Raw genomic sequence first — 23,534 nt, 5'->3', positions numbered from 1 at the left:
AGGCCCAAATTTCGTTTCGTTTCGTATCCTATCGTGCCTTCAGCCTCAATCAATGGTTTTACGCCCGGCATGCAACTTGATCGGTGAGGCATTCCACCATGCTATTGTTGTCGTCATCCAGTTCGCGTTCGGCCCGTGGTATCGGGTCCATTTCTCCACGCCCGAGCACGGCTTTGAGTGCGTCAGCGCCGGAGCGTGCGGGACAAAAAGGAGAGGGTGGGGCGGAACCTTCGGTTGCCCTTTGCGACTTGATGGATCAGCATATCGCTGCGCTACGGGTGACCGCAGATGCCGCTCGTGTTTGGGATAAACGCAGCGCAGCCACCGAGGTTTCGAACGTAGCCTATGCAAACGGACTTTTAGACGTTGCGCGGGATGAAGAAGCCGGCCGGCTGGCGATCGTCAATTACAGGCCGCGGGACGATCGGGAATCGAGGCTGAAGCTGGCCTATATTGCGGCTTACCTGATCGCGACACGTGGCACCCTTAACCCCAATGAGATGAATTCCGTCTTGGAAGCCCCTCGCGATCGGCCAAGCACATCGGTTTTCTGAGTCTCCTTTTATGCCGATTGCACAATAATGTTCTGAGACCACACTGCTGTCGATTATGTCGGCGGCGGCGTCCCGTGTCGAGCATTGCGTCACCCACGCCATATTCGGCGGCACAAGTACGTTTTTTCGCGCGATTGTCCGTATGGAACTAAGGTGTTGAAGAAACCTGGAAAAACGACTTGATTCGGCTTCCCCTTCCCCTTTTGCGGGCGCGATCCATAGTCACTGTATATATTTCCACTTTCCTTCTTCTGAGCCACGATATATAAACCGACTCGCGTCAAACATGGCGCGTAGGAGAAGAGCGATGGCAGCAGTCCTCATCAATGATCCGCAAACCGAAGCGCGCATCCGCCGCCTCGCCGAGGTCAAGCAGACGACGATCACCTCGACGGTCAACGAAGTGGTCACAGCCGAACTCACCAGACTCGGCGAGACCATCGAGACGAGGCCGATCTTGAAAGATAAGGCGCTGGAAGCGGACCTTGGCATGCGGATGCGCGACGTGACGCGTGACTATGTCCGATTCAGAGAGTCGCAGACCGGCAGGAAAGGGGGCTCCCGTGTCTATCAGATGCTCGCCCGCCGTGGTGCCGTGGAAACTATGCGGCGGATCATGGTTAACGAGACCGAGGGTTTTGGCTTCCTGCGCGAACACGAGCGCCTTGATCTCGCCTTCGAAGAATTGGCAATCAAACCGAAATACGCGTCCATCCTGGGCCCTCAGATCGTCGAAATCGCCCGCGACCGTCTCGAAAAGGCAAACGCGGTCATCGCCGAGCAGAAGAAAAAGTGATCGTGCCCTTTCGCAGTGTGAATTCCGCTGCGCTCATCTGAGTAGTTGAAAGAAAAAAGTTCCCGAGCGCGGGATAGCGATTGAGTCCAGAAGTCAATAATTAAGGAGACTTCAATCCTCCGCCCGTAACAAATGGCTCCGTTGTCCACCTTGCAGATAACGGTTGAAGATGCTGTGTGAACTCGCCCACTCACTCCCGCCCCGAATCGCCGAGTTGTTGGAGCGCGATCGCGGGCTAAAGCGCAACTTTCGTGAGGAAACCGTCACCGACTTGTTAATGGCGAGCCTAGTCGGGTTGGAAGCGTTTGGCATTCGGGTGGACTTTCCGGACGAGCCAACGACGGGCGGCGACATGGACTGGATTTTTGCCGCTCCGCTCGAAATTCACGGCGGTCGATACCTCCGACTCATCTTGCAGGCCAAACGCGCTCACTTTGCCAAGTTAAAGGTCGGTGGCTATTGGTACTATCACCATCTCGATCACGGTAAGCCTGCAGGGCAACAAGCCCAGACGCTCGTCGGTTACACCGGAAGGTCCCCCGCGGGCATGGCGACGCTTCCGCTCTATATTCTCTATCACCCAATCTCCGCGCTGACCCCTGCCACAAGCAACCGTCCGGCGATTGATGGGATCAATCTCGTCTTCGCACATCACGTCGCGCCGGTGGTATTGGGCGGCTGCAAGAAGAAACAGAAGAAGGTCGACCATTGGCGCGATCATTTCATGCCGCTTTCCGACATTCTGTGTTGGCCAGCAGGCATTACTGCACGGGGTGATCCTGCTGCATCCGACGCCACACAATTTATGATCGGGCCCTTCCAAGACGTCCTGCCCGTGATAACAGGCGCCTTTCATCCGGACCTTGTCGCCCGCCGGTTTCGTCATCGACAAGAGCAAATCAGCGCGCCCCCGGCGGCGCAGTTTGTGATCGAACCTGCAGACGGTATCCCTCCCTCGATCCAACGCGCCATAGAAGGACAGGTCACGGCGAAAGACCGCAGGGAGCTCAAGCGCCCCCGCGTGATCCTCACCACGAGCCTAAGTCGGACCGATCGATACTTCGGACGCGCCGATGAACTCAGCCGGCGCTGACGCGAAGCCGATCTCTCTCTCTCTCTCTCTCTCTCTCTCTCTCTCTCTCCCTGGCTGACCGGGTCCGGAGCTGTCACGTCGCCGCAGGAGGGAATTGCTCCACAAGTGTTGTGCGCGTGTGGGAAGGCGAGGGGCGGTCGTTCCGCCCGCTATCCTCTCACTGTGCTGAGCGGTGGCAAGGGTGAAATGCAAAACTCGCTTCGAGGACTTGTCGCCCGAAGAGCTTGTCACTGGCCATTACAGGTTCGGAGCAACGAGCTGAGTATTTACCGAGCCCGCTACAAGATCGTCGACATGCTCGATTCCGACTACAGTCGTACGCATCCGAGGAGGGCCGCCTTGCTGAGAAGTGAGGCGAACTGGATGTTCTGTCTATATGGACGTCAATATAGACAGTGTGAGAACCGTGGATTTAACGATAGAGAGCCGGCCGCAAGTCAGCCGGATGGAGATTGTCGATAGCGGGCGGCGTCGCCGTTTCAGTAACGAGATTAAACTTGCGATCGTCGCGGAGAGTTATTCCGCCCCGCGTCAGGTCACGGCAACAGCACGTCGCCATGGGATCACACGCTTTCAGTTGAACGATTGGCGTAAAGCAGCTCGCGAGGGACGGCTCGGCAATGGCCGGGGGAGTGAAGGGTTTATTCCTGCACTGTTGGTCCCGGAGCCAGGCATGCCGGTTGTTGCGCCGACCAATTCTTCGACGGCACAACGTGGGCTTATGGAGGTTGTCAGCGCCAATGGTCGCCGTGTGATCGTGGGACGCGATGTCGACGTTGAAGCGCTGCTTCGGATCCTGCGCGGACTGGAGGCGCTGCGGTGAATCCGTTTCCGATGGGAACAGGGGTCAAGGTCTGGCTTTCGACGGGGTATACGGACATGCGCTGTGGCTTTCCCTCCCTGGCGCTTCGGGTGCAGGAGGTTTTGAAGCACGATCCGTTGTCGGGGCATCTCTTCGTCTTCAGGGGGCGCAGATCGGATATTTTGAAGATCATCTGGCATGATGGTCTGGGCGCCTGCCTTTTTACCCGGCGGCTGGAGAAGGGCCGGTTTATCTGGCCGAATATGGAGGGCGGTGCGGTAGCAATCTCACCGGCGCAATTGTCCTATTTGTTGTCCGGGATCGACTGGCGCAATCCGCAGGAAACCTGGCGTCCGACACGGGTCGGATAGCATTATTGCATTGAAAATATTGAGTGAATCTGATCCAATGGCTTCATGACTTCGAAGCCTGTGGATCTTCCTGCGGACCTTGCGAGCGCCTATCTGGCGCTGCTTTCCGAGCGTGAGATGTTACAGGCTGAGCGCGATGTCGTTGTTGCCGAGCGCGACACCGTCGTCGCCGAGCGGGACATTGCGGTGGCGCAAGCCGCCAATGCGCAGGCGATGCTGTCCGACAGCGCGGCGCTGATCGCCAAACTGGAGCTAGCGATCGAAAAGCTAAGGCGGGAGCTTCGCGGAAAGCGTTCCGAGCGCACCGCGCGATTGCTTGACCAGATGGAATTGCAGCTCGAAGAACTGGTGATGGCGGCGACGGAGGACGAGGTTGCAGCGCAGGCTGCGGCCGCCAAGACCGCGAGCGTGCGTTCGTTCACGCGCAAGCGGCCGGTCCGAAAGCCGTGGCCAGAGGATGTCGAGCGCAAGCGTGTGGTCATCGATCCTCCCAGCACCTGTGCATGCTGCGGCGGATCCCGGCTTTCCAAGCTGGGCGAGGATGTGACCGAAACGCTCGAGGAGATTCCGCGCCGGTTCATCGTGATCGAGACGGTGCGGGAGAAGTTTACCTGCCGAGACTGCGAGGCGATCAGCCAACCGCCGGCGCCGTTCCATGCGACGCCGCGCGGCTTCATCGGTCCTCATCTGCTGGCGACGATCGTGTTTGACAAGTTTGGCATGCATAGCCCTCTCAACCGCCAGAGCACCCGGTTCAAATGCGAGGGCATCGAGCTTTCGACCTCGACGTTGGCCGACCAGGTCGGGTATGGAACGGCCGCGCTCCTGCCGATCTTTGATCTGATCGAGACGCATGTCTTCGCGGCCGAGCGGCTTTTTGGCGACGACACCACCATTCCCATCCAGGCCAAAGACAAATGCACGACCGGGCGAATATGGACCTACGTGCGCGATGACCGGTCCTACGGCGGCGCGGCGGCGCCGGCGGCCATATACTATGCGTCGAGCGACCGCCGCGGCGAGCATCCGCAGAAGCACCTTGCCGGGTATGGCGGCATTCTGCAGAGTGATTGCTACAATGGCTTCGAGCCGCTCAGTGTCGCCGAAAAGAAAGCGGTACCGATCACCTTCGCCTTTTGCCATGCGCATGCGCGGCGCAAATTCTTTGAGCTTGCCGACATCCAGAAAAATGCCCGCGACCGCAAACGCAAGGGCAAGCCGATCTCGCCGATCGCCCTGGAGGCCGTCCAACGGTACGATGCGCTGTTTGAGATCGAGCGCGAGATCAATGGATTGAGCGCCGCAGAACGACTGGCCGCGCGGCAGAAGAAGAGCAAGCCGCTGTTCGACGACATGCACGCGTGGCTGAAACGGGAGCGCGGCACCCTCAGCAAATCGTCCGAGGTGATCGAGCCGATCGATTACATGCTGAAGCGCTGGGATGGTTTTACCCGTTTCCTGGAAGATGGCCGGATTTGTCTCACGAACAATGCCGCCGAGCGCGCTTTGAGAGGAATTGCGCTCGGGCGTCGAAACTGGACCTTCGCCGGTTCCCAGCGTGGGGCCGATCGAGCCGCCATCATGCTCTCCGTCATCACGACCTGCCGTCTCAACGACGTCGACCCAAAGGCGTGGCTCGCCGATGTGTTCGCCCGCATCGCCGATCTTCCCGTCTCCCGCCTGCACGAACTGCTGCCTTGGCAATGGAAGGCACAACAAGGGACCGCTATTGCGGCGGCCGCGTAAACAGCTCCCGGAACAACGCCTCCGAACGCCCCAAGCCTTCATCGGTCAGGATCAATGACTTCGACTTGTTTACCGGGTCGCCGATCATGCCCTTCTTGTGAAGCCGATCCGTCGTTGCCCAGTCGAAGCCCTTCCAGGCACAACGCTCGTTATGCAGCGTCAGCCATAACAGCGCCAAAACGGCATCGTCGATCTTGTCCTCATCGATCTCCATGAACCGAATTTACCACGCGCGGCGCTCAAAATCCTGCGGCCCTGCTCGGATGGGTACCTACAGTCTCAAAGTGCCGCGATCTGATCGCGTCCTCGTTCAACGGGGAATGTAGGGCGGGGCTGGGCTGGGCTCGGAACCGAGTGCTCCAAACAACTTTCACCCTTTCCCAACGATATAATTCAGCTCATAGTTGAATGATGGGCGAATCGGGACTGAGGCAACATGAAATTCGAAATAGATTTCTTGCCGATAGGCGAGAGTAATGGCGACGCGATCTGCATTCGTTATGGTGATTCGCTCACAGGCTACACGATCCATGTGGTCGATGCCGGTTACACCGATACCGCGCAGGCGATGATCACTCACCTTGCGCGGTACTACGGAAACCCGATGCGCATCGATCACGTGGTGTTATCGCACGCCGATGCCGATCATGCGACCGGCCTCATCGATATCATGAAGCACTACGAAGTCGGGGCGCTTTGGATGAACAGGCCGTGGATTCACGCCGCCCGTATCTTCCAGGACTTCCACGGCAACTACACAGTTGAGGGTTTGGCTCGGGCTATCCGCGAATCCTATCCACTCCTGGCCGAATTGGAAGACATCGCGAGTGCGAAGCACGTTCCGATCTACGATGTTTTTTCCGGAGTGCAAATCGGTGCCTTTCAGGTCTTGGCACCTACGCGCGAGCGCTACTTGTCGCTCATACCGGAGTTTGATCGCACCCCGACATCATATGCTCGGCCCCACAAGGGCGGATTTCTCGAACGTCTCCAAGAGATCGCCAAACAAATTGCCAGTTATGTCGAAACTTGGTGGGACGAACAGTTGCAGGAAAACCCGCCTACGGTCAGCGCCTCGAATGAGTCCTCTGTGGTCCAGCTCGCGCGGCTTGGCGATCGAACTTTGCTTCTAACCGCAGATGCTGGGCCAATCGCGCTATCCGAAGCGGCCGATAGGGCGGCAGCCCTTGGTATCCTATCGCCGCCGACATTCGTCCAGATTCCGCATCATGGAAGCCGCAGAAACGTCACTCCCTCTGTGCTAAACCGCTGGCTTGGTATCCCGGTTGCCGAAGGAACAAAGCGCGGAACCGCTTTCTGCTCGGTCGGGAGAAACAAGCCCGAATATCCCCGCGCGCGAGTGAAGAATGCCTTTCTGCGCCGAGGATATAATGTCATTTCTACGCGTGACTCATGGAAGCGGCACTACAATGACATGCCGGCGCGTGACGGTGAGGTCCCCGTAACGTCCGAACCGTTTTCCTATGCTTACGATGAGTGAGCGTCATGAATTTTCTCGACGCTTATAATCTCCGTGCTCGGCTCCTGCCCGCGGTCATCGCCATCGCTCCTGCTATCGCGCTGGCGCTGGTTTCGACGTCTTACACGAGCTTCAGTATGCCCGAGACCATCGCGATAGCTGCAGTCGCCGCACTGTTCGTGGGCTTCGCCGATGTCGCGCGTCGGCGCGGCAAATGGATAGAACCGCGTTTGTTTTCGAAGGCAGAAGGCAAGCCGTCAGTCAGGTTCCTCCGGCACTCGGATACGACAATTGATGACACGACGAAGCGGCGCTACCGGGAATTTCTGGCCCGCAAAATCGGCGAGCAAGCTCCGACCTTACGTGATGAACAATCCTATCCCAGCCAAGCCAACGGCTTCTACGAACGGTGCGGAACCTGGCTGCGCGAACAGACGCGAGACACCGCCAAGTTTCCGATCCTATTTGAGGAGAACAAGACCTATGGCTTTCGCCGCAATCTGCTCGGCCTTAAATGGCCGGGATTGCTGCTCAATGCCAGCGTCGTCTTCTTCTGCGTCGCAGTTCTGCACGCTTGGCTTCCATGGGCCGGACACTGGAACCAAGCTCAGATTGGCACCGTGCTTGTCGTCGCTGCGATCCACGCAGGATTTTTCCTCTTCTTGGTATCAGAAAGGGCGGTCGCGCAAGCATCAGACCAATATGCAAGGCAGCTCTTGCTTAGCTGCGAAAACCTCATGAAGGATGTGGCGCCAGATGCATAAACGGCGGCATCGGCGGCGCAGCCGTCGTGCTCGTCCGCAATCCGCCGCTCAACACAAGTTGAAGTATGAATGCGAGTCTGGACTTCTGTTTTGAGTTCTTGAAATGGGGGAGGGTCAGGAATGAAATTAAGAGACCTCTATGGAAACACGTCACATACTGGGCATTCTATTGATTTTTTCGAGCTGACTGCTCCCGGTGCTCGAGATGCTCTGCTCGCCAGTCCCTTCTATGACAGCTTTAAGCCCGTCCAAGCACTGACAGCACGAGGTTGTAAGGTGCGCCTTTTGGTCCGGCTGAGCCCCGCAACAACCCCGAGCGCTTTACAGCTTGCCGTCAACGATCCCAATGTGTCGGTCCGGTATTTCACCGATCGCCGTTTTCATGCCAAGGTTTACGTTGTGGACGATACAGCGATGGTGGGTTCAGCTAATCTCACCGACGCCGGCATGTACGCTAATAGGGAAGTATCGATTATTCTCAGCAGGTCGCGGGACTTGGCGTTTGAAGAGCTGCCAGGGATTTTTGATTCACTGTGGGATTATGCAGACGTGCTTAGCCCCGATGTTCTGAAGATATACGAACAAGCCTTTCGAACGCCTGGGCGACCTGGTGGTGAGGACGACTTTGAAGCACACGTACATAAGTTCATAAAGCGCTGCTCACCGCCAACGATCCTAGTGGGAAGTGATAAAATCAGCCGTGAGAGATCGTTCCTTCAAATTTTCCGAAGGAAATATGATGAGGTGCTGATCCCCGCGCAGCGCAGGGTGGCCCAGATACTCGGGCGGGGTGAGTTCGGTAGACCTGAATTTGCCGGCGCCGATCCCCAAATCGAAATTGGTCGGTTTTTGGGTTGGGTGCGCCTCAGCCATGGGGCAGGCGACAGTTGGCGCAATGCGCCCATTCTGGCCGGCGAGCAGCTCGATGATCGGATCCGAGCGTACCTTTCGTTGTGGAAAGCTACCGACGATATCGTGGCAGGAGACATGTTTCACGCAGAGAAGGAGATCGAGAACATTGAACGCATTCGCTCGGAATTCGGCAACGGCGAACGTCTCTCTGCCTTAAGCTATGACGGCGTCTTTGATACACTCGTAGGTTGCCATGCATTTCTCGAGCTGTTGAGATTTACAGAAGGTGGGCTGGAAGGATTGCGAGCGGACTTCGCCAAGCGAAATAAGCTGGCTGATATTAAGCGAACGATCGAGTACCTGGTCAGAGGGCCAGGTGACGTTGTTCAGCGTGCATACGACTGCATCTTTGATCCTAGATATCGCCTCAATAGATTTGGGGGATCCTGTGTCATGGAGTTGGCGGGGTGGTCGACTCCAGACCGTCCGCCCTTCAACGGGCGAACAATCAAAGGGCTGCGCTTCCTTGGATTCGATGTTGAAAAGCACACCTAATGGTCTCCGTGATTGGTCTGACGCGCGAAACAACTGGCGCGTATAGCGGATGAAACTTTGATTTCCATCTACTGATGGGAGTCGGCATATACGAATGTAATGATATAACATATCGCATAACACACCTTATGGAACTCCGACTGGGACCACCCGCGGTGCTTGACGTATTTAGCCATACGATATGCGACTAGATCGTGGAACGGACTTTAGGTCCGAGGCGGCACAGCAGCGAAGCAATGACGATGGCGCGCACGAGAGGTCGGCGGCCTCCGCAACGTTCCCGTCCCCCACATCTAGAACGCTGACTACAGCGGCAAGACCAGCTCTTAAGGCTGTCGAGAGGTTTGGCTCCCTTGACGACAGGCGCACCAAGGCGTTGCGGCTCATGGCCACTAATCCGGGCGTTTCAAATGCCGGATGCCGATCCGCACAGCTTAGTTCGGATTAATCGTCAGCCGTTCGCCCGGTTATAATCTCGAGTTATATGGAGCGGCTACCTTTAATTGCCCCGATCTCCTGGAGAAGATACTTCTTGAACCTGTCGCGGAAAACTCTCCGACGGCGAAGTTATCTAGCAACTCCTCGAGGAAGACATGCCCTACGTAATTATGTTTCACGATGATCCGGGCGTTCTGGACCGAAAGAAAGAACTGCGCGCGGTTCACCTCGAATATGTGAACAAGAATGCGCCCCGCATTATCGCGAGCGGGGGTCTGTTTCCCGAAGAGGACGACTTCCCCATAGGTGGTCTGATTATCCTCGACACCGACGCACGACAAGACGCCATCGACTACATCGAAAATGATCCATTCTTTCTCAATGGAATTTTCACGCACTACACGGTCGATCGATGGCGCAAGTTCGTCTTCGACCACAAGCGCGTCAACGCCTGATATCGACAATCGAGGTCCACGCAGTTTTTAGCTGCGTGGATCACCAAACAGCGAATTTTGGCAACAGATCCTTCGTCGCTCGGCCGACCATCACCATCACCATTGAGCGTAGCGCACAGAATCGCCGCTTTCGATCTCTTTCGCAGCGCGTTCCGCAATGAGCGGCGTTCCTGGGACCCAGCTTTCACGGTCACATCTTTCGCACCTTCCGTCCAAGATGAGCGTGTTTCTCCTCCCTACTTCTGGTGCCCACTGAGTGAGAAATAGCTGACTGATGACCGATCTATCGCCTCTTCACGCACGCCCGTGTGGTCCCCCACCCGTTCTCGGTAGGCTTTTGGCTTAACCAAATAGCGAGCTTCTGCGATTTATTACCTCGCTCGGACGCGCCAGTCGCCCGCTTTGATTGGTCCTCGGTCAACAATGAAGCGGCAGCGTGGCCCGCCACTAGGAACGTCGTCCATTGCACTACGAAGGAACGGGTTCACGGTTGAAAGACATTTCCCGGATGCGGCCAGCCGCCATACCGATATCCCGGCAGGGAGGTTAAATTAAAAACCCCCGCAGGCGCATCGCGCTCGCGGGGTTCGCCTCATCCGAGATTTCGATCAGCAGGCTACTCCGCGATAGCCTCTTCTTTTCGCCGACGGATGTTGGGCACGATCATCGCGGCGAGCGCGAGCGCTCCGAGCGCAAGAAACACAGCGCTCACGGGCCGTTCGATGAAAACGCTAACGTCACCGCGCGAAAGGACCATTGCTCGCTTGAGGTACTCTTCCAGCATCGGACCCAGGACAAAGCCGATCAACAACGGAGCCGGTTCGAACTCAAGCTTGATGAGAGCATAGCCGATCAGGCCGAAGATCACTGTTTGATAGACATCGAAGGCCGAGTTGTTGACGGAATATGCCCCGATCCCACAAAACACGAGGATCGCGGGGTAAAGGTATTTGTAGGGGACCTTCAGCAAAGATACCCAGACGCCGACGAGAGGGAGGTTAATAATCAGCAGCATGAGATTGCCAATCCACATGCTCGCGATCAGACCCCAAAAGAGCGTCGGTTGCTCATCGATCATCCGCGGGCCGGGCTGGATCCCTTGGATCATGAGCGCGCCGATCATCAATGCCATGACCGCGTTTGCCGGGATCCCGAGCGTGAGCATGGGAATGAACGACGTTTGAGACGCCGCGTTGTTAGCGCTTTCAGGGCCAGCCACACCTTCGATCGCGCCGCTGCCGAACTCCTCCCGATGTTTCGAGACTTTGCGTTCCAACATGTAAGACGCGAAGGTCGAGAGCGCGAGACCACCTCCCGGCAAAACGCCAAGCAATGACCCCAAGGCGGTTCCGCGCAGAACCGAGGGTACTGATCGCGAGAACTCCTTTTTCGTCAGCCAGAGTTTACCGACGCGCGATACCGTTCCGGATCGGTTTTCCGGACATTCCAGGTTTCGTATGATCTCGGCGATTCCGAAGAGGCCCATCGCCAACGGCACAAAGCCAACACCCTCGAACAGTTGCGGAAAGCCGAGCGTAAAACGGATCTGGCCGCTCTGCAGGTCAGTCCCCACCAGCCCGAACAGGACGCCCAGAACGATCATGGCGAGGGACTTGAAAATGTTGCCGTGCGCCAGGACGGTCGCCGCGATCAGACCAAGCAAGATAAGCGAAAAGTATTCGGCAGGGCCGAACGCCATGGCGACAGAGGTCAGGAGAGGTCCGGCGCCTGCGACGACCAGCGTCGCGACGGTTCCGGCAAAGAAGGACCCGATCGCTGCGACGGTGAGAGCGGCTCCAGCCCGGCCCGCGCGGGCCATCTTGTGACCTTCGAGCGTTGTGACGACCGCGGTTACTTCACCGGGCAGGTTCAAAAGGATTGCCGATGTCGATCCGCCGTACTGTGCGCCATAGTAGATGCCGGCGAGCATAATCATGGCCGTGATCGGATCGAGGCCAAATGTCAGCGGAAGCAACAGCGAGATCGTTGCCACCGGTCCGACTCCCGGCAGCACGCCAATAGCCGTGCCGATGATGCACCCGACGAAAGAGAACGCCAGATTTTGGAAGGTGAAGGCTACCGAGAGCCCGAGCGCGAGATTGTCAAACATCTGTCAGGCCTCAGGAATTCGTCAGAAACGGAGGAAGGAAGGGCACGCTGATCTGCAACCCCCATGTAAAGACCAGCCAGCAGATCGCGACGAGCACGATCGCCAGCGCCGCTATACCCTTCGGCGTCTGAGTTCGGTCTGCCAATCCGCTGATCACAACGAGCGTTACGGTTGCCGCGGCCAAGCCGAAGTCCTCAAGCATCGCGCCAAAGATCGATAGCGCCGCCAGGATCAGCCCCACTTCGCGCCAAGCCCATTTTTCGAGGCGCACCGGAGAACCATAAAACCCCGCGAGGAGCACGCCCATGCCCAACACGCCGAGTGCGACGAGTACGACAAGCGGCATGTAGCCAGGTCCCATTCGGCTGGCGGTACCCAACGGATAGTCGAGGTTGATGTACATGCCGATCGCGGTCAGCAGCAGCAGGATGACTCCGCTCGCGATATCTTTGGCGTTGAATTGTTTGCTCATTGTCTTGCCTCAACTGTCGGCTGTCAGTTCAGTGAAAAGATCGTCCGCCATCGACCGCAAGAGTGGCTCCGGTGACATACGAAGACTCCTCACTCGAAAGGAACAGAATGGCGCTTGCGATCTCGTCAGGCCGAGCGACGCGCTTCATTGCGTAATTTGCTGCGTCCCCTCGGTTGCCGATAGCCATAGGTGTGTCGACCATGCCGGGGCAGACGGCATTCACTCTGATTTGCGGGGAGAGCTCGGCAGCGAGAGCGCGGCTAAGGTTTACGACGCCGCCTTTCGATGCAGCGTACGCAGTATGGTCGGCGACATTTGGCAACAGGCCCTGCGCCGAGGCAATGTTGACGATCGTGCCGCTTTCGTTTCGGCGCAACAGGGGCACACAGCTTTTCGTGACGAGGTATGTCCCGATCAGGTTGACGTCCATGATCTTGCGCCAGAGTGCGACCGGCATGTCCTCTACAGAACCAGTTGCCATGATGCCGGCAGCATTCACGAGGCCGTCTATACCCCCGAGACGATCTTGAATGCGGCTGGTCGCCGTTGTGACGTCGCCTTCGTCGGTGATGTCTGCCGCACTGGCGTAACCGCCGATCGCGTTCGCGACTTCAGCCGCAGCAGCAGCATTGCGATCCAGGCATGCGACAACCGCACCCTCTGCCGCGAATAGCTCCGCAGTCGCTCTGCCGATGCCTGAGGCGGCGCCTGTGACGACGATCCGCCGGCCCGTTAGCCGCCGCACCGCGCCGGTCGTGTTTGATTCAGTCATGATACGGCCTCCCTGCCGTTGGCATTCGAAAAACGCGTTGGTCGGGCCACTCCATCTATCGCATGATGAACGGATTGTCGGGCGCCTCCTCCGCGACCGAGATAATCACGCTCTTGGTTTCAAGGTATTCGTTTACGGCCTCGATACCGCTTTCCCGGCCGAGGCCAGATCGTTTCATGCCGCCAAACGGCACCATGTAGCTGTAGGCCCGGTACGTGTTGACCCAAACAGTTCCGACATCCAGCGCCCTCGACATTCGAACCGCTCGACCCATGTTGGTAGTCCAAACGCCGGCAACGAGGCCGTACTCGATTTCATTGGCTATCTTGATCGCCTCTTCCTCAGTGTCGAATGGGATAATCGATAGGATTGGTCCGAATACTTCCTCCTGCGCGATGCGCATCTGGTTCGTGACATCGGCGAAAACCGTAGGCTCCACGAACTGGCCACCGGTAAGACCAGGCCCTTCAGCCGATTTTCCCCCCAAGATGCACCGCGCACCATCCGCACGCGCGACACCCAGGTATTCCATTACCTTTTGAAACTGGGGAGCGGTCGCAATCGGCCCTACATCTGTTTCAGGATCCGTAGGATCGCCCAGACGGATGTTGCGCGCCAGTTCCAGCAGACGACCGGTAAATTCTTCAAGGATGGATCTTTGCACCAACAAGCGGGAGCCTGCGGTGCACATTTGACCGGATGCACCAAAGATTCCCGAAACGGCGCCAGCTGCGGCAAGCTCCATATTTGCGTCCGCAAACACGATGTTGGGCGATTTGCCGCCAAGTTCGAGTGAGACCCGCTTCATCGATCGCGCTGCCGTTTCATAAACTTTTGCGCCGGTTACGTCGGAGCCGGTGAAAGTGATCTTCGCCACATCAGGGTGTTCGACCAGAGCGGATCCCGCTTCCTGCCCAAGCCCAGTCACCACGTTGAAAACCCCTGGCGGCAAGCCCGCCTCTCTTACCAAGGCGGCGAACTCCAGCGTGCTTGCCGACGCAAATTCTGAGGGCTTGACCACCACGGCGCAACCCGCGGCCATCGCCGGCGCGCATTTGATGGCTGCAAACCACAAAGGAGAGTTCCACGCCGTCAGGGCGGCCACTACGCCAATTGGTTCACGGGTGGTAAAGGCAAGCGCGTCGGGCTTCTCGATCGGAATCGAATGCCCTTCGATCTTGTCGGCCAAGCCGCCGTAATAGCGCCAGCATTCCGCAATTGCACCGAGCTGGCCTCGCGTTTCGCGGAGAAGCTTCCCGTTGTCACGGGTTTCGATCTCTGCCAAACGATCGCGGTTTTTGTCGACCAGGTCCGCAATCGCGTTCAGGAACTTGCCACGCTGAGTCGCAGTAAACGACGACCAAGGTCCTGTCGTCATTGCCTCTTGAGCGCTACGCACGGCTAGATCGACATCGAGAGATTTCGCGCGGGGAATTCTTGCCCACACTTCCCCTCGATAAGGATCAATTGTTTCCAAAAACTCGCCGTCCGCCGGATCGACAAAGTCGCCGGCGACAAACATTTGGTAGTGTCTCATTGAACATCCTTCTGAGGCTTTCGCACTCAAGCCATTAAGTGTCGGTCACTCGAGCATACCCTCGAATATCCGAGGGCCCGACGTTGATGAGGTCAGTCGGTGAACTTGACGTTATTTTCGGTGATCACAGCCCGCCAACGCTGGGCCTGGGTCGCCATGAAGTCGCGCAGCTCGCCGCCTGTCAGCAGTTGCTCCTGGAATGCAAGCGGCCCGAATTTTTGGTGAAACGCATCGCTTTGGACGCCCTTTGCGATAGCGTCTGACAGACGCTTAACAACCGCGTCTGAGGTGCCTTTCGGGGCTGTGTAGCCATACCACAGCATGCTGTCGATATCGGGGTGTCCGAGCTCGCGCATGGTGGGAGTGTCCGGGAGGTTTGACGTACGCTCCGGAGACGTTACGGCCAGGACGCGGAGCAGACCGTTTGCCGAGAGCGTCGCCGCTTCGCGTGCCGAGGGGAACATCATCTGAATGAAGCCGCCGCCCAGCGCCTGCAGGCCTTCCGGGTTGTTTCTGTAGGAGACGTGGACCCCATTGCCGCCGATCTCCTTCAGGAACCGCACGGCCGTAAGATGCGCAAGGGTTCCGGCACCGGCGCTACCGAACGTGATTCCGTCGGGAGATTTCGCAACCTTTATCAAATCGTCCATGGTCTTGATGTCACCCTGCCCGGAGACGACTAGCGCCATAGGATAACCACCGATGCCGACGATTGGGGCGAAACTATCGAGATTGTACGGGAGGTTGTCGCGTAGCACCGTCTGCACGATGCCCGACGTCGTCAGGCAGAGAATGCGATAGCCATCTGGATCGGACGACGCAACGAGATTGCCTGCCACGGTGGTTGCCCCACCGCCGCGGTTGTCGACGATGACCGTCTGACCGAGGTCTGCTCGGATCTGCTCTGCTATGAAGCGGCTCAGCGTATCGTCATCGCCACCCGGCGGATTGCCGATGATGAAACTGACCGGGCGGTTTGGATAGTTGTCCTGCGCGAATGCCGATCGCGCGAAGGGTAAGCTGAGAGCCGCGCCAGCCGAGGCGGCGATGAGAAAGTTTCTACGGTTGATGATCATGGTATCCTCCCTTGATAAGCGCCGCCTCCACACGGCATTTATTGATCAAAGTCTATTCGACGCAGCGACCCGGTGCCACACAAGACCACTGCCAAGGGACAAAGGGTATAACATCGCCTTATGCCCTCTTCCTGCATGATCGTTTTGAGCGTAATGTGGAACCTTACCGGGCCAGCGGCTCCAACTGAATTAGAGGAGGCGCGATTGACCAGCGCTATGAGGATCGATCCCAAGAAAATTCTCTATCTGGCGACGATCATCGAGCACGGCAGCCTCAAAAGTGCTGCCAAGGCGCTGGAGATGTCGCAGCCCGCTCTCACCACATCCATGAACCGGCTTGAAGAAGAACTCGGGATGCGGGTGCTCGAACGGGGGCCGACAGGGGTCGTACCGACAGCCACCGGCGAGGTCCTCTATTGCCATGCGCGCTTGATCCGAGATGAGATCGGTCTTGCCGCTCGTGCACTGCTGAGCGCGCAGGGTGGAAATCCGGGAATCATTCGAGTGGGCAGCCTTCCCAGCCTGGCCAGTTCGATTATGCCCATCGCTCTAAGTCGATGGCGCGAAATCTATCGTGAACGAGAGCTCGAGGTTGTGGAAGTTCCTCAGATCGACTTGCTCACCGGCTTGCTACGCCGGGAGTTCGACTTCGTTTTCGGTTTTACGGAGTGCTACGATCTCGAAAACGGGCTTCGCCAACGTGTGCTGTTCCGCGACAAGCTCTGTGTCATCGCGCGTGCGGGGCATCCGTTAGCCGGCGAACGCAATCTCCAGTGGGAGGTCCTCGTGACCTATCCGTGGGTCTGCCCGACGGCCAGGCGATCGCACGTGATCCTCGATGCGGCCTTGAAAAAAGCCAATGTTCCACCCCCCGAACAAATGACCGTTTGCGGATCGGTCACGCTGCTGAAATCCCTCGTGGTCAATGGCGACCACTTGGCGGTGCTCCCGGCCCATGCGGTGCGTGTCGACCTGGATGAGGGGCGCCTCTGCCGACTGGACGTGAGCGACCCGGCGCTCGATCGCAACATCGCAGTCTTCTTCCGCGAAGGCTACCAGCTTGACGAGCCGAGCCGAGAGCTCGTCTCCCTCGTCGGTTCCGTTGGCCAGGAACTGTCCAATCGCGAGCGAGAAAGGGCGGCGATCGAGAACGATGCGCCGCCGGAGAATAATGTTACGAAGCCAGAGGCAACAAGCGGTCTGCCCGCTCCTTGAAACCGAAGACCGCCTTTATCTCGAGATATTCCTCTAGTCCGAAAACGCCCATCTCGCGGCCATTGCCGGACTGCTTGTATCCGCCCATCGGCGAAGCAGGATCGCCTGCCGCCCCGTTGTAGAAAACGCGTCCCGCGCGCAGACGGCTTCCAACGGCGTAACCTTTCTCAGGGTCGCCAGAAAAGACGTATCCGGCCAATCCGAACGGACCCTCATTGGCGATTGCAATGGCCTCCTCTTCGTCCTCGTAGGCGATGACCGCGAGAACCGGCCCAAAAATCTCTTCCCTTGCAATTGTCATCTCGGGCGTCACGTCCGTGAAGATAGTGGGTCGCACGAACGCGCCTCGGTTGACGCCCGCAGGCAGTCCAGGGCCTCCGCAAACAACGGTGGCGCCCTCTTCAATGCCGATCTCGATGTACCGCTGAACGCGGTTGAACTGAGCGCGGTTTACCATAGGCCCCATGGTCGTTGCCGGATCGCGGGGATCACCAATGCGGATCTTGCTGACTTCGTCGCACATCGCCGCCACGGCTTCATCAAGCCTGCTGCGGGGAATGAGAAGGCGGCTTGGCGCATGGCAGGATTGGCCGCTATTGAAAAAGCAGCGCTGGACATTCCACCGCGAGGCGGCCGCGATGTCTGCATCTCGAAGAACGACGTTTGCGGACTTTCCGCCGAGTTCCAACGACACCCGCTTGATCGTTTGTGCCGCGACGGCGCCGACCCGCGCGCCGGCTCCCGTCGAGCCTGTGAACGAAATCAAATCGACCTCCGAGTGGGCGGCAATGGCCTCGCCAACCGTCGCCCCCTCCCCTATGACAAGATTAACAACGCCCTTCGGCACTTTTGCCGCTTTCAGAATCTCCGTCAGCAAAATGGCGCTTATCGGCGTGACTTGGCTCGGCTTGCAAACCACCGTGCAGCCGGCCGCGAGGGCGTATGCGATCTTCACGGTTAACGTCTGGATCGGCCAGTTCCACGGCGAAACGAGGCCACAGACACCAATCGGCTCACGCCGAATGATCGTGTCGCCGATCCGGGATTCAAAATGGTACTCTTGGAGAACCTTGCGCGCCTGCCGGAAGTGTATGAGCGGCCCCACGACCTGAACGCGGGCACTGATCGGGCAGCCCATCTCTTCAGCGATAACCGCGGAGAGTTCGTCTATTCGCTGTTCGTATGCAGCAATGATCCGGTCAAACAGGTCGAGGCGGTCGGCAATCGATGTCTGGGAATAGCTTGCGAAGGCGCGTCGCGCAGCCGCAACGGCTCGGTCCACATCCTCCACTCCACCCATCGCGACCCTCGCGAAAGGAGTGTCGGTTGTGGGATCCAACAGTTCCACCGTCCTTGATATGGAGGGCTGAACCCACTCCCCGTCGATGAAAAGCCTAGGGTATTCGCGCATGGTCTGAGTGTCCTTAGCTGCTGTGGGTGTAGCCGCCATCGCAGGCAATCGTCTGACCGGTGATGAACCCGGCGGCAGGAGTTGCCAGGAAAATCATCAAGCCGACGAGGTCGGTATGAACCATCCCTCTTTGAATGCATTGCTGCGACAATTGTAGACGCCTGAGGTCAAGGGTCGGATTGACGGCTCGCTCGACTTCGGTGGCAACCGGGCCCGGCCGAATGCAGTTGACATTTATGCCGTCCGGACCCAGTTCACGCGCCATCGCGTTGGTCATTCCGATAATTGCGGATTTCGAGGTCACGTAGTGCAGGTAGTTCCGGACACCCTTTGGAACCGCATCGGACGAAACGTTGATGATCCTTCCCCAGCCGGCAGCCCGCATCCACGGGGCTACCGCGCGAGCGCACAGAAAAGGGCCGGTCACGTTGACCCGGATGACGCGGTCCCACTCGTCCAACGGGATCATTTCGAAGTGCCGCTTTTCGAGCGTGGCGAACATTGCGGCGTTGTTGATCAACACGTCGATCCGTCCATGTGCGGCCATGACAGACTTCACGAGGGCCTCGACCGACCCAGCGTCCGCGATATCAACTTGCAGGGCACTGGCTTTCCCGCCGCCAGCAAGAATCTCGTCTCGGACTTGCTCGGCGTTTGCGAGATTGAGATCTGCGACAACGGGTGTGGCACCGGCGGCCGCGAACTGGCGGGCCAGCTCTCGCCCGATCCCCTGCCCCCCACCTGTAATGAGGACGACGCGATTGACGACGCTGAAATCACGTGCCCAACCGGGAACTCCGGAGTCCTGGGGGGTGTGAACGAAGGTGTCGCCGGTTTGGGCAGACACCAGAGCGACTTGGGGCTCAAGCTCGTTGGTGATTTTGGTCATTTGAATTTCCTTGCGTGCGCCATGGCTGCATTGGTGAAGAAGGTTACGTCGGCTCCCGCCGTCGCATAGCGGGCACCAAGAGCGATCATTTCCTTGGCAAGCTCGGGATTTGCACCAAGCCCGCCGACGCCCAGGTAGATCCCGTTGGCCTCGCAGGCATCTGCAACACGCGCGAAGGCGGCTCGAACCGTCGGATGTTCGATCTGTCCCGGCAGGCCGAGCGCGTTGCACAGATCGTTGGCACCCACGAGAAGCATGTCGACACCCTCGACCGCGGCGATCTCGTCAATCGCATCCAGCGCCGCCAACGATTCCACCATGATCACGACCATGGTGGCTGCATTGATGCGTCGCATGGCTTCAACTGCCGGCGTTGGGCGGAATTCGAGCACTGGCAGGCAGGGCGCGATCGAGCGGTGACCGAGTGGGGGAAACTTGGCGGCCTGAACCACTGCGGCCGCATCATTGGCGGATTCCACCTGAGGAGCGATTACGCCCATGGCGCCGCATTCGAGGGCTCGGGTTATCGATCCGTGAGCGATATCAACGACACGCACCAGGGGCGTAATGCCGGCCAGATTGCTCGCAATGCAGATCTGGCTGATCGTCTCCAGCGAAAAGCTATTGTGCTCCAGGTCCAAAAAAAGGCAATCGAACCCCGCCGTCTTGGCGATGGCTACGATCTCCACGCCCCGAACGAGACGCACGATCATACCGACGGTGAGATTCCCGGCCGCCATCTTGTCGACTAGGGGGTTCGCGGAGCTTTCACTTGGCTCTGACATTAAACGGATCTCCATTCTAACGCCGAATGCCTCCCATCCGTCGTTCATTCGCAATTCCAAGATGTGATCGAACGCTACACAGAGCAGCGCGATGATCTTTCGATGCCAACTAAAACTGAAACGGCCGAGGTGTGGAATCAACCTGCATAAACGGCTGGCGTCGCGAGGGGATAAGATAAGTTATACCCTCGGAAATCGGCATATTCCCGCCGCGTGCCGCGTCTCTTAAAACTAGAGAAACCTGATTTCGCGAACCGAGGAGGATGAAATGCGTATCTCAGAAGCAGACAAGGCCGAGGGCGGAAGCGTCGGCAGCATGCGGGACGGCAAGCTGGACCAGAAGTTTCTGCTGACGGGCGATGACGACTCTCCGAACAACTACCTGTTGAATGTTGGACGGACCGGCTCGGGGGGCTGGGGGACGCCGCGCCATCGTCATAACTTCGACCAGGTCCGCTACGTCCTGAAGGGCAGCTACCCGGTTTCACCTCACAAGGTCATGAAGGAGGGCACCGTCGCCTACTTCCCGGAGAGCGTGCACTATGGCCCTCAGGATCGGCCCGAGGGGCTTGAAATGATGGTCATTCAATTCGGTGGCGCCAGCGGCCAAGGCTTTCTCAGCGTCGCCCGGCGCGAAGCGGCCAATGAAGCGCTCAAGAAGAAGGGCGAGTTCAAGAACGGCGTGTTCACCTGGTATGACGAACAGGGAAAGAAGCACAACAAGGACGGTTCGGCCGCGTGCGTTGAAGAGGCTACAGGCAAGACACTCGAATTTGCCGAGCCCCGCTACGACGACGTCGTGGTGATGTACCCGGAAGCGAGCCCGTGGGTGAAGTCGGAAACTCCAGGCGTTTCGACAAAGACACTGGGTGTGTTCACCGAGCGCGAAATGCGGCTTGGCTTTATCAAGATCGAGGCGGGTGCGACGTTCAATACGGGAACCCGAACCGCAATCGAAGTGCTGTTCCTCAGTGAAGGTGAAATCACCGTTGACGGAAAGACGTACGGCCCGCAGACCGGCATAGAGCTGCTGCCGACTGACGCACCCGCTGAGATCACCGCAGCGGCAGATGCGCTGCTACTGACCATTCGCCTTCCGCAATTCTAAAACTTGAGCACGCTCCAAGATGCCGCCCTGAGAAGCTTCACGTCGGCATTGAGCCTATCGTCTTAAAAGGGCCTGAAATGAAAGTCGCCAGATTCTCCAAGAACGGAAAGATACTGCTCGGCGTCGTGGATGACGCTGCGGGTACCATTCACCCGATCGATTCCCACTTAACCAGCATGGCGGACCTGATCCGTTTTAGCGCGTCGGGATTCATCTTTGAAACAGGATCAAGGCCGGGGCTGCCTCTTTCCGACGTCAAGCTCATGGCTCCGATTGTGCCTGAGCGGAATATCTTCTGCGTGGGGAAGAATTACTACGAGCATGCAAAGGAGTTTGCGGGCAGCGGCTTCGAGGCCGGCGCCGTCAAGGGACAGGAGATCGATTCGTATCCCGCCATCTTCTCCAAGCCTCCCAGCACCGTGACCGGTCCCAATGATACTGTCGAAATGCACCCGGAAGCGACGCAAGCAGTCGACTATGAGGCCGAACTGGCCGTCGTTATCGGTCAGCCCGGTCGCAACATCTCGGAAGCTGACGCAATGCAGCACGTCTGGGGGTACACGATCGTCAACGACGTCACCGCCCGCGACCGCCAGCGCAACCATAAACAGTGGCTTGCCGGCAAGGGCCTCGACACGTTTTGTCCGATGGGTCCCTGGATTGTCACGGCCGATGAAATCGACGGCGCCAACCTGGACATCGAGTGCAAGGTGAATGGTGAACTTCGGCAGAAGGCAAACACCAACGATCTGATCTTCAAGATCCCGCAATTGATTGCAGCGATCTCCGCGGGCCTGACTCTGCAGCCTGGCGACGTCATCGCCACCGGCACGCCGGCCGGCGTTGGAATCGGATTCACGCCGCCTCGTTTCCTGAAGGCCGGTGATCGCGTCGAGATTACGATTTCCGGCATCGGATCGCTGAGCAACGCCTTCGCATAGTGCGCCTTTCACCGCATTTCGCGGAAATGTGGGATGACGTTGCTAGTCTGGCAAGTTGGTGGGCGGACCAAACGGTCCGCTCCGTATGAACGCTAAGGCCGCAAGATTACGGGCATTGGCGGGGCGCGCCAAAAAGAGCCGCATTGCGGCCAAGTCATATAACGTAACGTTATATCGGCAGCGGAGGCGGACTTGTCTCGCGGTGGCCGCCAGCTATCGTCACTTCAGTGAGAAGAGGAGCTCGAGGACGCTGCCAGCACATCTTTAATCCATGACTGTTCTATGGGAGGAACAAATGAACTTGCTACAGGTGACAAGACGACGACTGTTTACGGCCATGTTGGCCCTTGGAGCGGTGGCGATGAGCACTTCACCGACTTTTGCGGACAGCGGGCAGATCCGTTGGCTGGTTGGCTACCCGCCTGGCGGCTCGACGGATGCCATTGCGCGTCTTCTTGCGGCGCCAATTTCCAAAAAGCTCGAGCAGACGATCATCGTTGACAACCGTCCGGGAGCCGGGAGTTCCATTGCTGCCACAGCCCTGGCCAAGTCGAAACCGGATGGCCTAACAGTGATGTCGGTGGACAACGGCACGCTGGTGATCAATCCTGTTGCTTATCGCACGCTGCAGTATGATCCAGACAAGGACTTTAGGCCGGTTGGTGTCTACGCTGAGGTGAACTTCCTGCTGGCGGTCGGAAAGGACCAGCCTTTCAACACTGTCGAGGAATTTCTGAGCCAGGCCAGGACCGCGTCAAACCCGATCCCCTACGCGAGCCCGGGGATCGGAACACCTCTCCATCTTGCGATGGAACGGATGGCACGTGAAGCCGACGTCAAGCTGGAACATGTTGCCTACCGGGGCATGGCGCCTGCGCTGAACGATGCACTTGCCGGCGTCGTCCCGGCGATCGTCATCGACTACTCAACCGCACGAGAGATGCTCCGTTCGGGGGACCTGCGGCCACTCGCAATATTCTCCCGCTCTCGCCTCTCCGCGCTTCCCAATGTTCCCACCTTCGGGGAAAAGGCCCTTCCGGGGTTTTCGGCCGTCGCGTGGCAGGCACTGGTTGTGCCGCATGACACCCCTGACGAGGCCGTCAATCGCCTGAGCGACGCGCTCACAATTGCTCTTCAGGATCCGGGTGTGAAATCGCGTTACGAGCAATTGGGCTTAGGCATGCCGGCAAGCGATCCCGCGTCCTTTGAAAAACGCTGGCAGGATGACAAGGCTGTTTGGCAGCCGTTGATCCGCGATCTTGGGATCACGCTCGGCGAATAAGAACATGATGGGCTGCCCCATCGGGCGGCT

Annotated in this window: 23 protein-coding genes; 14 read left to right on the top strand and 9 right to left on the bottom strand. The window is 58.2% G+C overall.

Annotation, left to right across the window (positions count from 1 at the left end):
- Positions 1–251: 251 nt before the first annotated feature.
- The 6 genes from M1D34_RS31975 (at position 252) to tnpC (ending at position 5,362) form a co-directional block, all read left to right on the top strand.
- A complete protein-coding gene (locus tag M1D34_RS31975; protein ID WP_498786349.1) occupies positions 252–554 on the top strand; it encodes a hypothetical protein in 303 nt (100 codons plus the stop codon).
- Positions 555–861: 307 nt separating this feature from the next.
- Positions 862–1,350, top strand: a complete 489-nt coding sequence (locus M1D34_RS31970; protein ID WP_498786347.1) for a hypothetical protein — start codon at positions 862–864, stop codon at positions 1,348–1,350.
- A 169-nt stretch (positions 1,351–1,519) separates the two neighbouring features.
- Complete coding sequence (locus tag M1D34_RS31965) at positions 1,520–2,443, top strand: DUF6615 family protein (RefSeq protein ID WP_498786643.1); 924 nt, start codon at positions 1,520–1,522, stop codon at positions 2,441–2,443.
- 376 nt (positions 2,444–2,819) lie between these two features.
- Positions 2,820–3,266 (top strand): IS66-like element accessory protein TnpA, encoded by a 447-nt coding sequence (tnpA, locus tag M1D34_RS31960; RefSeq protein WP_411927416.1) that lies wholly within the window; start codon positions 2,820–2,822, stop codon positions 3,264–3,266.
- An 11-nt stretch (positions 3,267–3,277) separates the two neighbouring features.
- Entirely contained in the window at positions 3,278–3,616 is a 339-nt protein-coding gene (gene tnpB / locus M1D34_RS31955; protein WP_080579326.1) for an IS66 family insertion sequence element accessory protein TnpB, read from the top strand.
- Positions 3,617–3,661: 45 nt separating this feature from the next.
- Complete coding sequence (gene tnpC / locus M1D34_RS31950; RefSeq protein ID WP_498786345.1) at positions 3,662–5,362, top strand: IS66 family transposase; 1,701 nt, start codon at positions 3,662–3,664, stop codon at positions 5,360–5,362.
- Here tnpC and M1D34_RS31945 read toward each other — a convergent pair.
- A complete protein-coding gene (locus tag M1D34_RS31945; RefSeq protein ID WP_100673318.1) occupies positions 5,343–5,576 on the bottom strand; it encodes a DUF6429 family protein in 234 nt (77 codons plus the stop codon). The genes tnpC and M1D34_RS31945 overlap by 20 nt on opposite strands.
- Before the next feature lie 222 nt (positions 5,577–5,798).
- Between M1D34_RS31945 and M1D34_RS31940 the strand changes: the two genes are divergently transcribed.
- The 4 genes from M1D34_RS31940 (at position 5,799) to M1D34_RS31925 (ending at position 9,906) form a co-directional block, all read left to right on the top strand.
- The gene (locus M1D34_RS31940) at positions 5,799–6,863 is read left to right on the top strand and encodes a ComEC/Rec2 family competence protein (protein WP_498786343.1); all 1,065 of its coding nucleotides are present in this window, start codon (positions 5,799–5,801) and stop codon (positions 6,861–6,863) included.
- A 5-nt stretch (positions 6,864–6,868) separates the two neighbouring features.
- The gene (locus M1D34_RS31935; RefSeq protein WP_498786341.1) at positions 6,869–7,606 is read left to right on the top strand and encodes a hypothetical protein; all 738 of its coding nucleotides are present in this window, start codon (positions 6,869–6,871) and stop codon (positions 7,604–7,606) included.
- A gap of 120 nt (positions 7,607–7,726) precedes the next feature.
- Positions 7,727–9,013, top strand: coding sequence for a phospholipase D family protein (locus M1D34_RS31930; RefSeq protein ID WP_498786339.1), 1,287 nt, complete (start codon positions 7,727–7,729; stop codon positions 9,011–9,013).
- A gap of 593 nt (positions 9,014–9,606) precedes the next feature.
- Complete coding sequence (locus tag M1D34_RS31925) at positions 9,607–9,906, top strand: YciI family protein (RefSeq protein WP_498786337.1); 300 nt, start codon at positions 9,607–9,609, stop codon at positions 9,904–9,906.
- Positions 9,907–10,522: 616 nt separating this feature from the next.
- Here the strand turns inward: M1D34_RS31925 and M1D34_RS31920 are convergent.
- The 5 genes from M1D34_RS31920 to M1D34_RS31900 form a co-directional block, all read right to left on the bottom strand.
- Entirely contained in the window at positions 10,523–12,016 is a 1,494-nt protein-coding gene (locus tag M1D34_RS31920) for a tripartite tricarboxylate transporter permease (RefSeq protein ID WP_088196137.1), read from the bottom strand.
- Between the two features lie 10 nt (positions 12,017–12,026).
- Positions 12,027–12,488, bottom strand: a complete 462-nt coding sequence (locus M1D34_RS31915; protein ID WP_498786335.1) for a tripartite tricarboxylate transporter TctB family protein — start codon at positions 12,486–12,488, stop codon at positions 12,027–12,029.
- Positions 12,489–12,516: 28 nt separating this feature from the next.
- Complete coding sequence (locus M1D34_RS31910; RefSeq protein WP_498786333.1) at positions 12,517–13,260, bottom strand: SDR family NAD(P)-dependent oxidoreductase; 744 nt, start codon at positions 13,258–13,260, stop codon at positions 12,517–12,519.
- Positions 13,261–13,315: 55 nt separating this feature from the next.
- Entirely contained in the window at positions 13,316–14,797 is a 1,482-nt protein-coding gene (locus M1D34_RS31905; RefSeq protein ID WP_498786331.1) for an aldehyde dehydrogenase, read from the bottom strand.
- A 92-nt stretch (positions 14,798–14,889) separates the two neighbouring features.
- Positions 14,890–15,873, bottom strand: a complete 984-nt coding sequence (locus M1D34_RS31900) for a Bug family tripartite tricarboxylate transporter substrate binding protein (protein ID WP_498786329.1) — start codon at positions 15,871–15,873, stop codon at positions 14,890–14,892.
- Positions 15,874–16,077: 204 nt separating this feature from the next.
- On the opposite strand from M1D34_RS31900, the gene M1D34_RS31895 reads away from it, so the two are divergent.
- Positions 16,078–17,088 carry a LysR family transcriptional regulator gene (locus M1D34_RS31895; RefSeq protein ID WP_498786327.1) on the top strand — a complete coding sequence of 337 codons (1,011 nt, stop codon included), beginning with the start codon at positions 16,078–16,080 and terminating at the stop codon, positions 17,086–17,088.
- On the opposite strand, the gene M1D34_RS31890 is transcribed toward M1D34_RS31895, so the two are convergent.
- Genes M1D34_RS31890 through M1D34_RS31880 form a run of 3 tightly spaced genes read right to left on the bottom strand, consistent with a single transcriptional unit; the run spans position 17,048 to position 20,314 of the window.
- Positions 17,048–18,499, bottom strand: coding sequence for an aldehyde dehydrogenase family protein (locus M1D34_RS31890; protein WP_498786326.1), 1,452 nt, complete (start codon positions 18,497–18,499; stop codon positions 17,048–17,050). The genes M1D34_RS31895 and M1D34_RS31890 overlap by 41 nt on opposite strands.
- A 13-nt stretch (positions 18,500–18,512) precedes the next feature.
- Complete coding sequence (locus M1D34_RS31885; protein WP_498786324.1) at positions 18,513–19,388, bottom strand: SDR family NAD(P)-dependent oxidoreductase; 876 nt, start codon at positions 19,386–19,388, stop codon at positions 18,513–18,515.
- Positions 19,385–20,314, bottom strand: coding sequence for an HpcH/HpaI aldolase family protein (locus M1D34_RS31880; protein WP_498786322.1), 930 nt, complete (start codon positions 20,312–20,314; stop codon positions 19,385–19,387). Before M1D34_RS31880 ends, M1D34_RS31885 begins: the two co-directional genes overlap by 4 nt.
- A 127-nt stretch (positions 20,315–20,441) precedes the next feature.
- Here M1D34_RS31880 and M1D34_RS31875 point away from each other — a divergent pair, with 127 nt between their 5' ends.
- From M1D34_RS31875 to M1D34_RS31865, 3 genes are all read left to right on the top strand, one after another.
- Positions 20,442–21,281 carry a hypothetical protein gene (locus tag M1D34_RS31875; RefSeq protein ID WP_498786320.1) on the top strand — a complete coding sequence of 280 codons (840 nt, stop codon included), beginning with the start codon at positions 20,442–20,444 and terminating at the stop codon, positions 21,279–21,281.
- Between the two features lie 77 nt (positions 21,282–21,358).
- Positions 21,359–22,222 carry a fumarylacetoacetate hydrolase family protein gene (locus tag M1D34_RS31870; protein ID WP_498786318.1) on the top strand — a complete coding sequence of 288 codons (864 nt, stop codon included), beginning with the start codon at positions 21,359–21,361 and terminating at the stop codon, positions 22,220–22,222.
- Between the two features lie 295 nt (positions 22,223–22,517).
- Positions 22,518–23,504, top strand: a complete 987-nt coding sequence (locus M1D34_RS31865; RefSeq protein WP_498786316.1) for a Bug family tripartite tricarboxylate transporter substrate binding protein — start codon at positions 22,518–22,520, stop codon at positions 23,502–23,504.
- Positions 23,505–23,534 lie beyond the last annotated feature (30 nt).

The organism is Ensifer sp. D2-11, from assembly GCF_054161295.1.
The sequence above is the reverse complement of the archived record's forward strand: the minus strand, read 5'-3'. Positions and strand labels throughout refer to the sequence as shown.

What these genes read in the sequence shown, in the direction of transcription:
- M1D34_RS31975 (WP_498786349.1), top strand. Translation starts at nt 252, where the DNA reads ATGGATCAGCATATCGCTGCGCTACGGGTGACCGCAGATGCCGCTCGT.
- M1D34_RS31970 (WP_498786347.1), top strand. Translation starts at nt 862, where the DNA reads ATGGCAGCAGTCCTCATCAATGATCCGCAAACCGAAGCGCGCATCCGC.
- M1D34_RS31965 (WP_498786643.1), top strand. Translation starts at nt 1,520, where the DNA reads ATGCTGTGTGAACTCGCCCACTCACTCCCGCCCCGAATCGCCGAGTTG.
- tnpA (WP_411927416.1), top strand. Translation starts at nt 2,820, where the DNA reads ATGGACGTCAATATAGACAGTGTGAGAACCGTGGATTTAACGATAGAG.
- tnpB (WP_080579326.1), top strand. Translation starts at nt 3,278, where the DNA reads ATGGGAACAGGGGTCAAGGTCTGGCTTTCGACGGGGTATACGGACATG.
- tnpC (WP_498786345.1), top strand. Translation starts at nt 3,662, where the DNA reads ATGACTTCGAAGCCTGTGGATCTTCCTGCGGACCTTGCGAGCGCCTAT.
- M1D34_RS31945 (WP_100673318.1), bottom strand. Translation starts at nt 5,576, where the DNA reads ATGGAGATCGATGAGGACAAGATCGACGATGCCGTTTTGGCGCTGTTA.
- M1D34_RS31940 (WP_498786343.1), top strand. Translation starts at nt 5,799, where the DNA reads ATGAAATTCGAAATAGATTTCTTGCCGATAGGCGAGAGTAATGGCGAC.
- M1D34_RS31935 (WP_498786341.1), top strand. Translation starts at nt 6,869, where the DNA reads ATGAATTTTCTCGACGCTTATAATCTCCGTGCTCGGCTCCTGCCCGCG.
- M1D34_RS31930 (WP_498786339.1), top strand. Translation starts at nt 7,727, where the DNA reads ATGAAATTAAGAGACCTCTATGGAAACACGTCACATACTGGGCATTCT.
- M1D34_RS31925 (WP_498786337.1), top strand. Translation starts at nt 9,607, where the DNA reads ATGCCCTACGTAATTATGTTTCACGATGATCCGGGCGTTCTGGACCGA.
- M1D34_RS31920 (WP_088196137.1), bottom strand. Translation starts at nt 12,016, where the DNA reads ATGTTTGACAATCTCGCGCTCGGGCTCTCGGTAGCCTTCACCTTCCAA.
- M1D34_RS31915 (WP_498786335.1), bottom strand. Translation starts at nt 12,488, where the DNA reads ATGAGCAAACAATTCAACGCCAAAGATATCGCGAGCGGAGTCATCCTG.
- M1D34_RS31910 (WP_498786333.1), bottom strand. Translation starts at nt 13,260, where the DNA reads ATGACTGAATCAAACACGACCGGCGCGGTGCGGCGGCTAACGGGCCGG.
- M1D34_RS31905 (WP_498786331.1), bottom strand. Translation starts at nt 14,797, where the DNA reads ATGAGACACTACCAAATGTTTGTCGCCGGCGACTTTGTCGATCCGGCG.
- M1D34_RS31900 (WP_498786329.1), bottom strand. Translation starts at nt 15,873, where the DNA reads ATGATCATCAACCGTAGAAACTTTCTCATCGCCGCCTCGGCTGGCGCG.
- M1D34_RS31890 (WP_498786326.1), bottom strand. Translation starts at nt 18,499, where the DNA reads ATGCGCGAATACCCTAGGCTTTTCATCGACGGGGAGTGGGTTCAGCCC.
- M1D34_RS31885 (WP_498786324.1), bottom strand. Translation starts at nt 19,388, where the DNA reads ATGACCAAAATCACCAACGAGCTTGAGCCCCAAGTCGCTCTGGTGTCT.
- M1D34_RS31875 (WP_498786320.1), top strand. Translation starts at nt 20,442, where the DNA reads ATGCGTATCTCAGAAGCAGACAAGGCCGAGGGCGGAAGCGTCGGCAGC.
- M1D34_RS31870 (WP_498786318.1), top strand. Translation starts at nt 21,359, where the DNA reads ATGAAAGTCGCCAGATTCTCCAAGAACGGAAAGATACTGCTCGGCGTC.
- M1D34_RS31865 (WP_498786316.1), top strand. Translation starts at nt 22,518, where the DNA reads ATGAACTTGCTACAGGTGACAAGACGACGACTGTTTACGGCCATGTTG.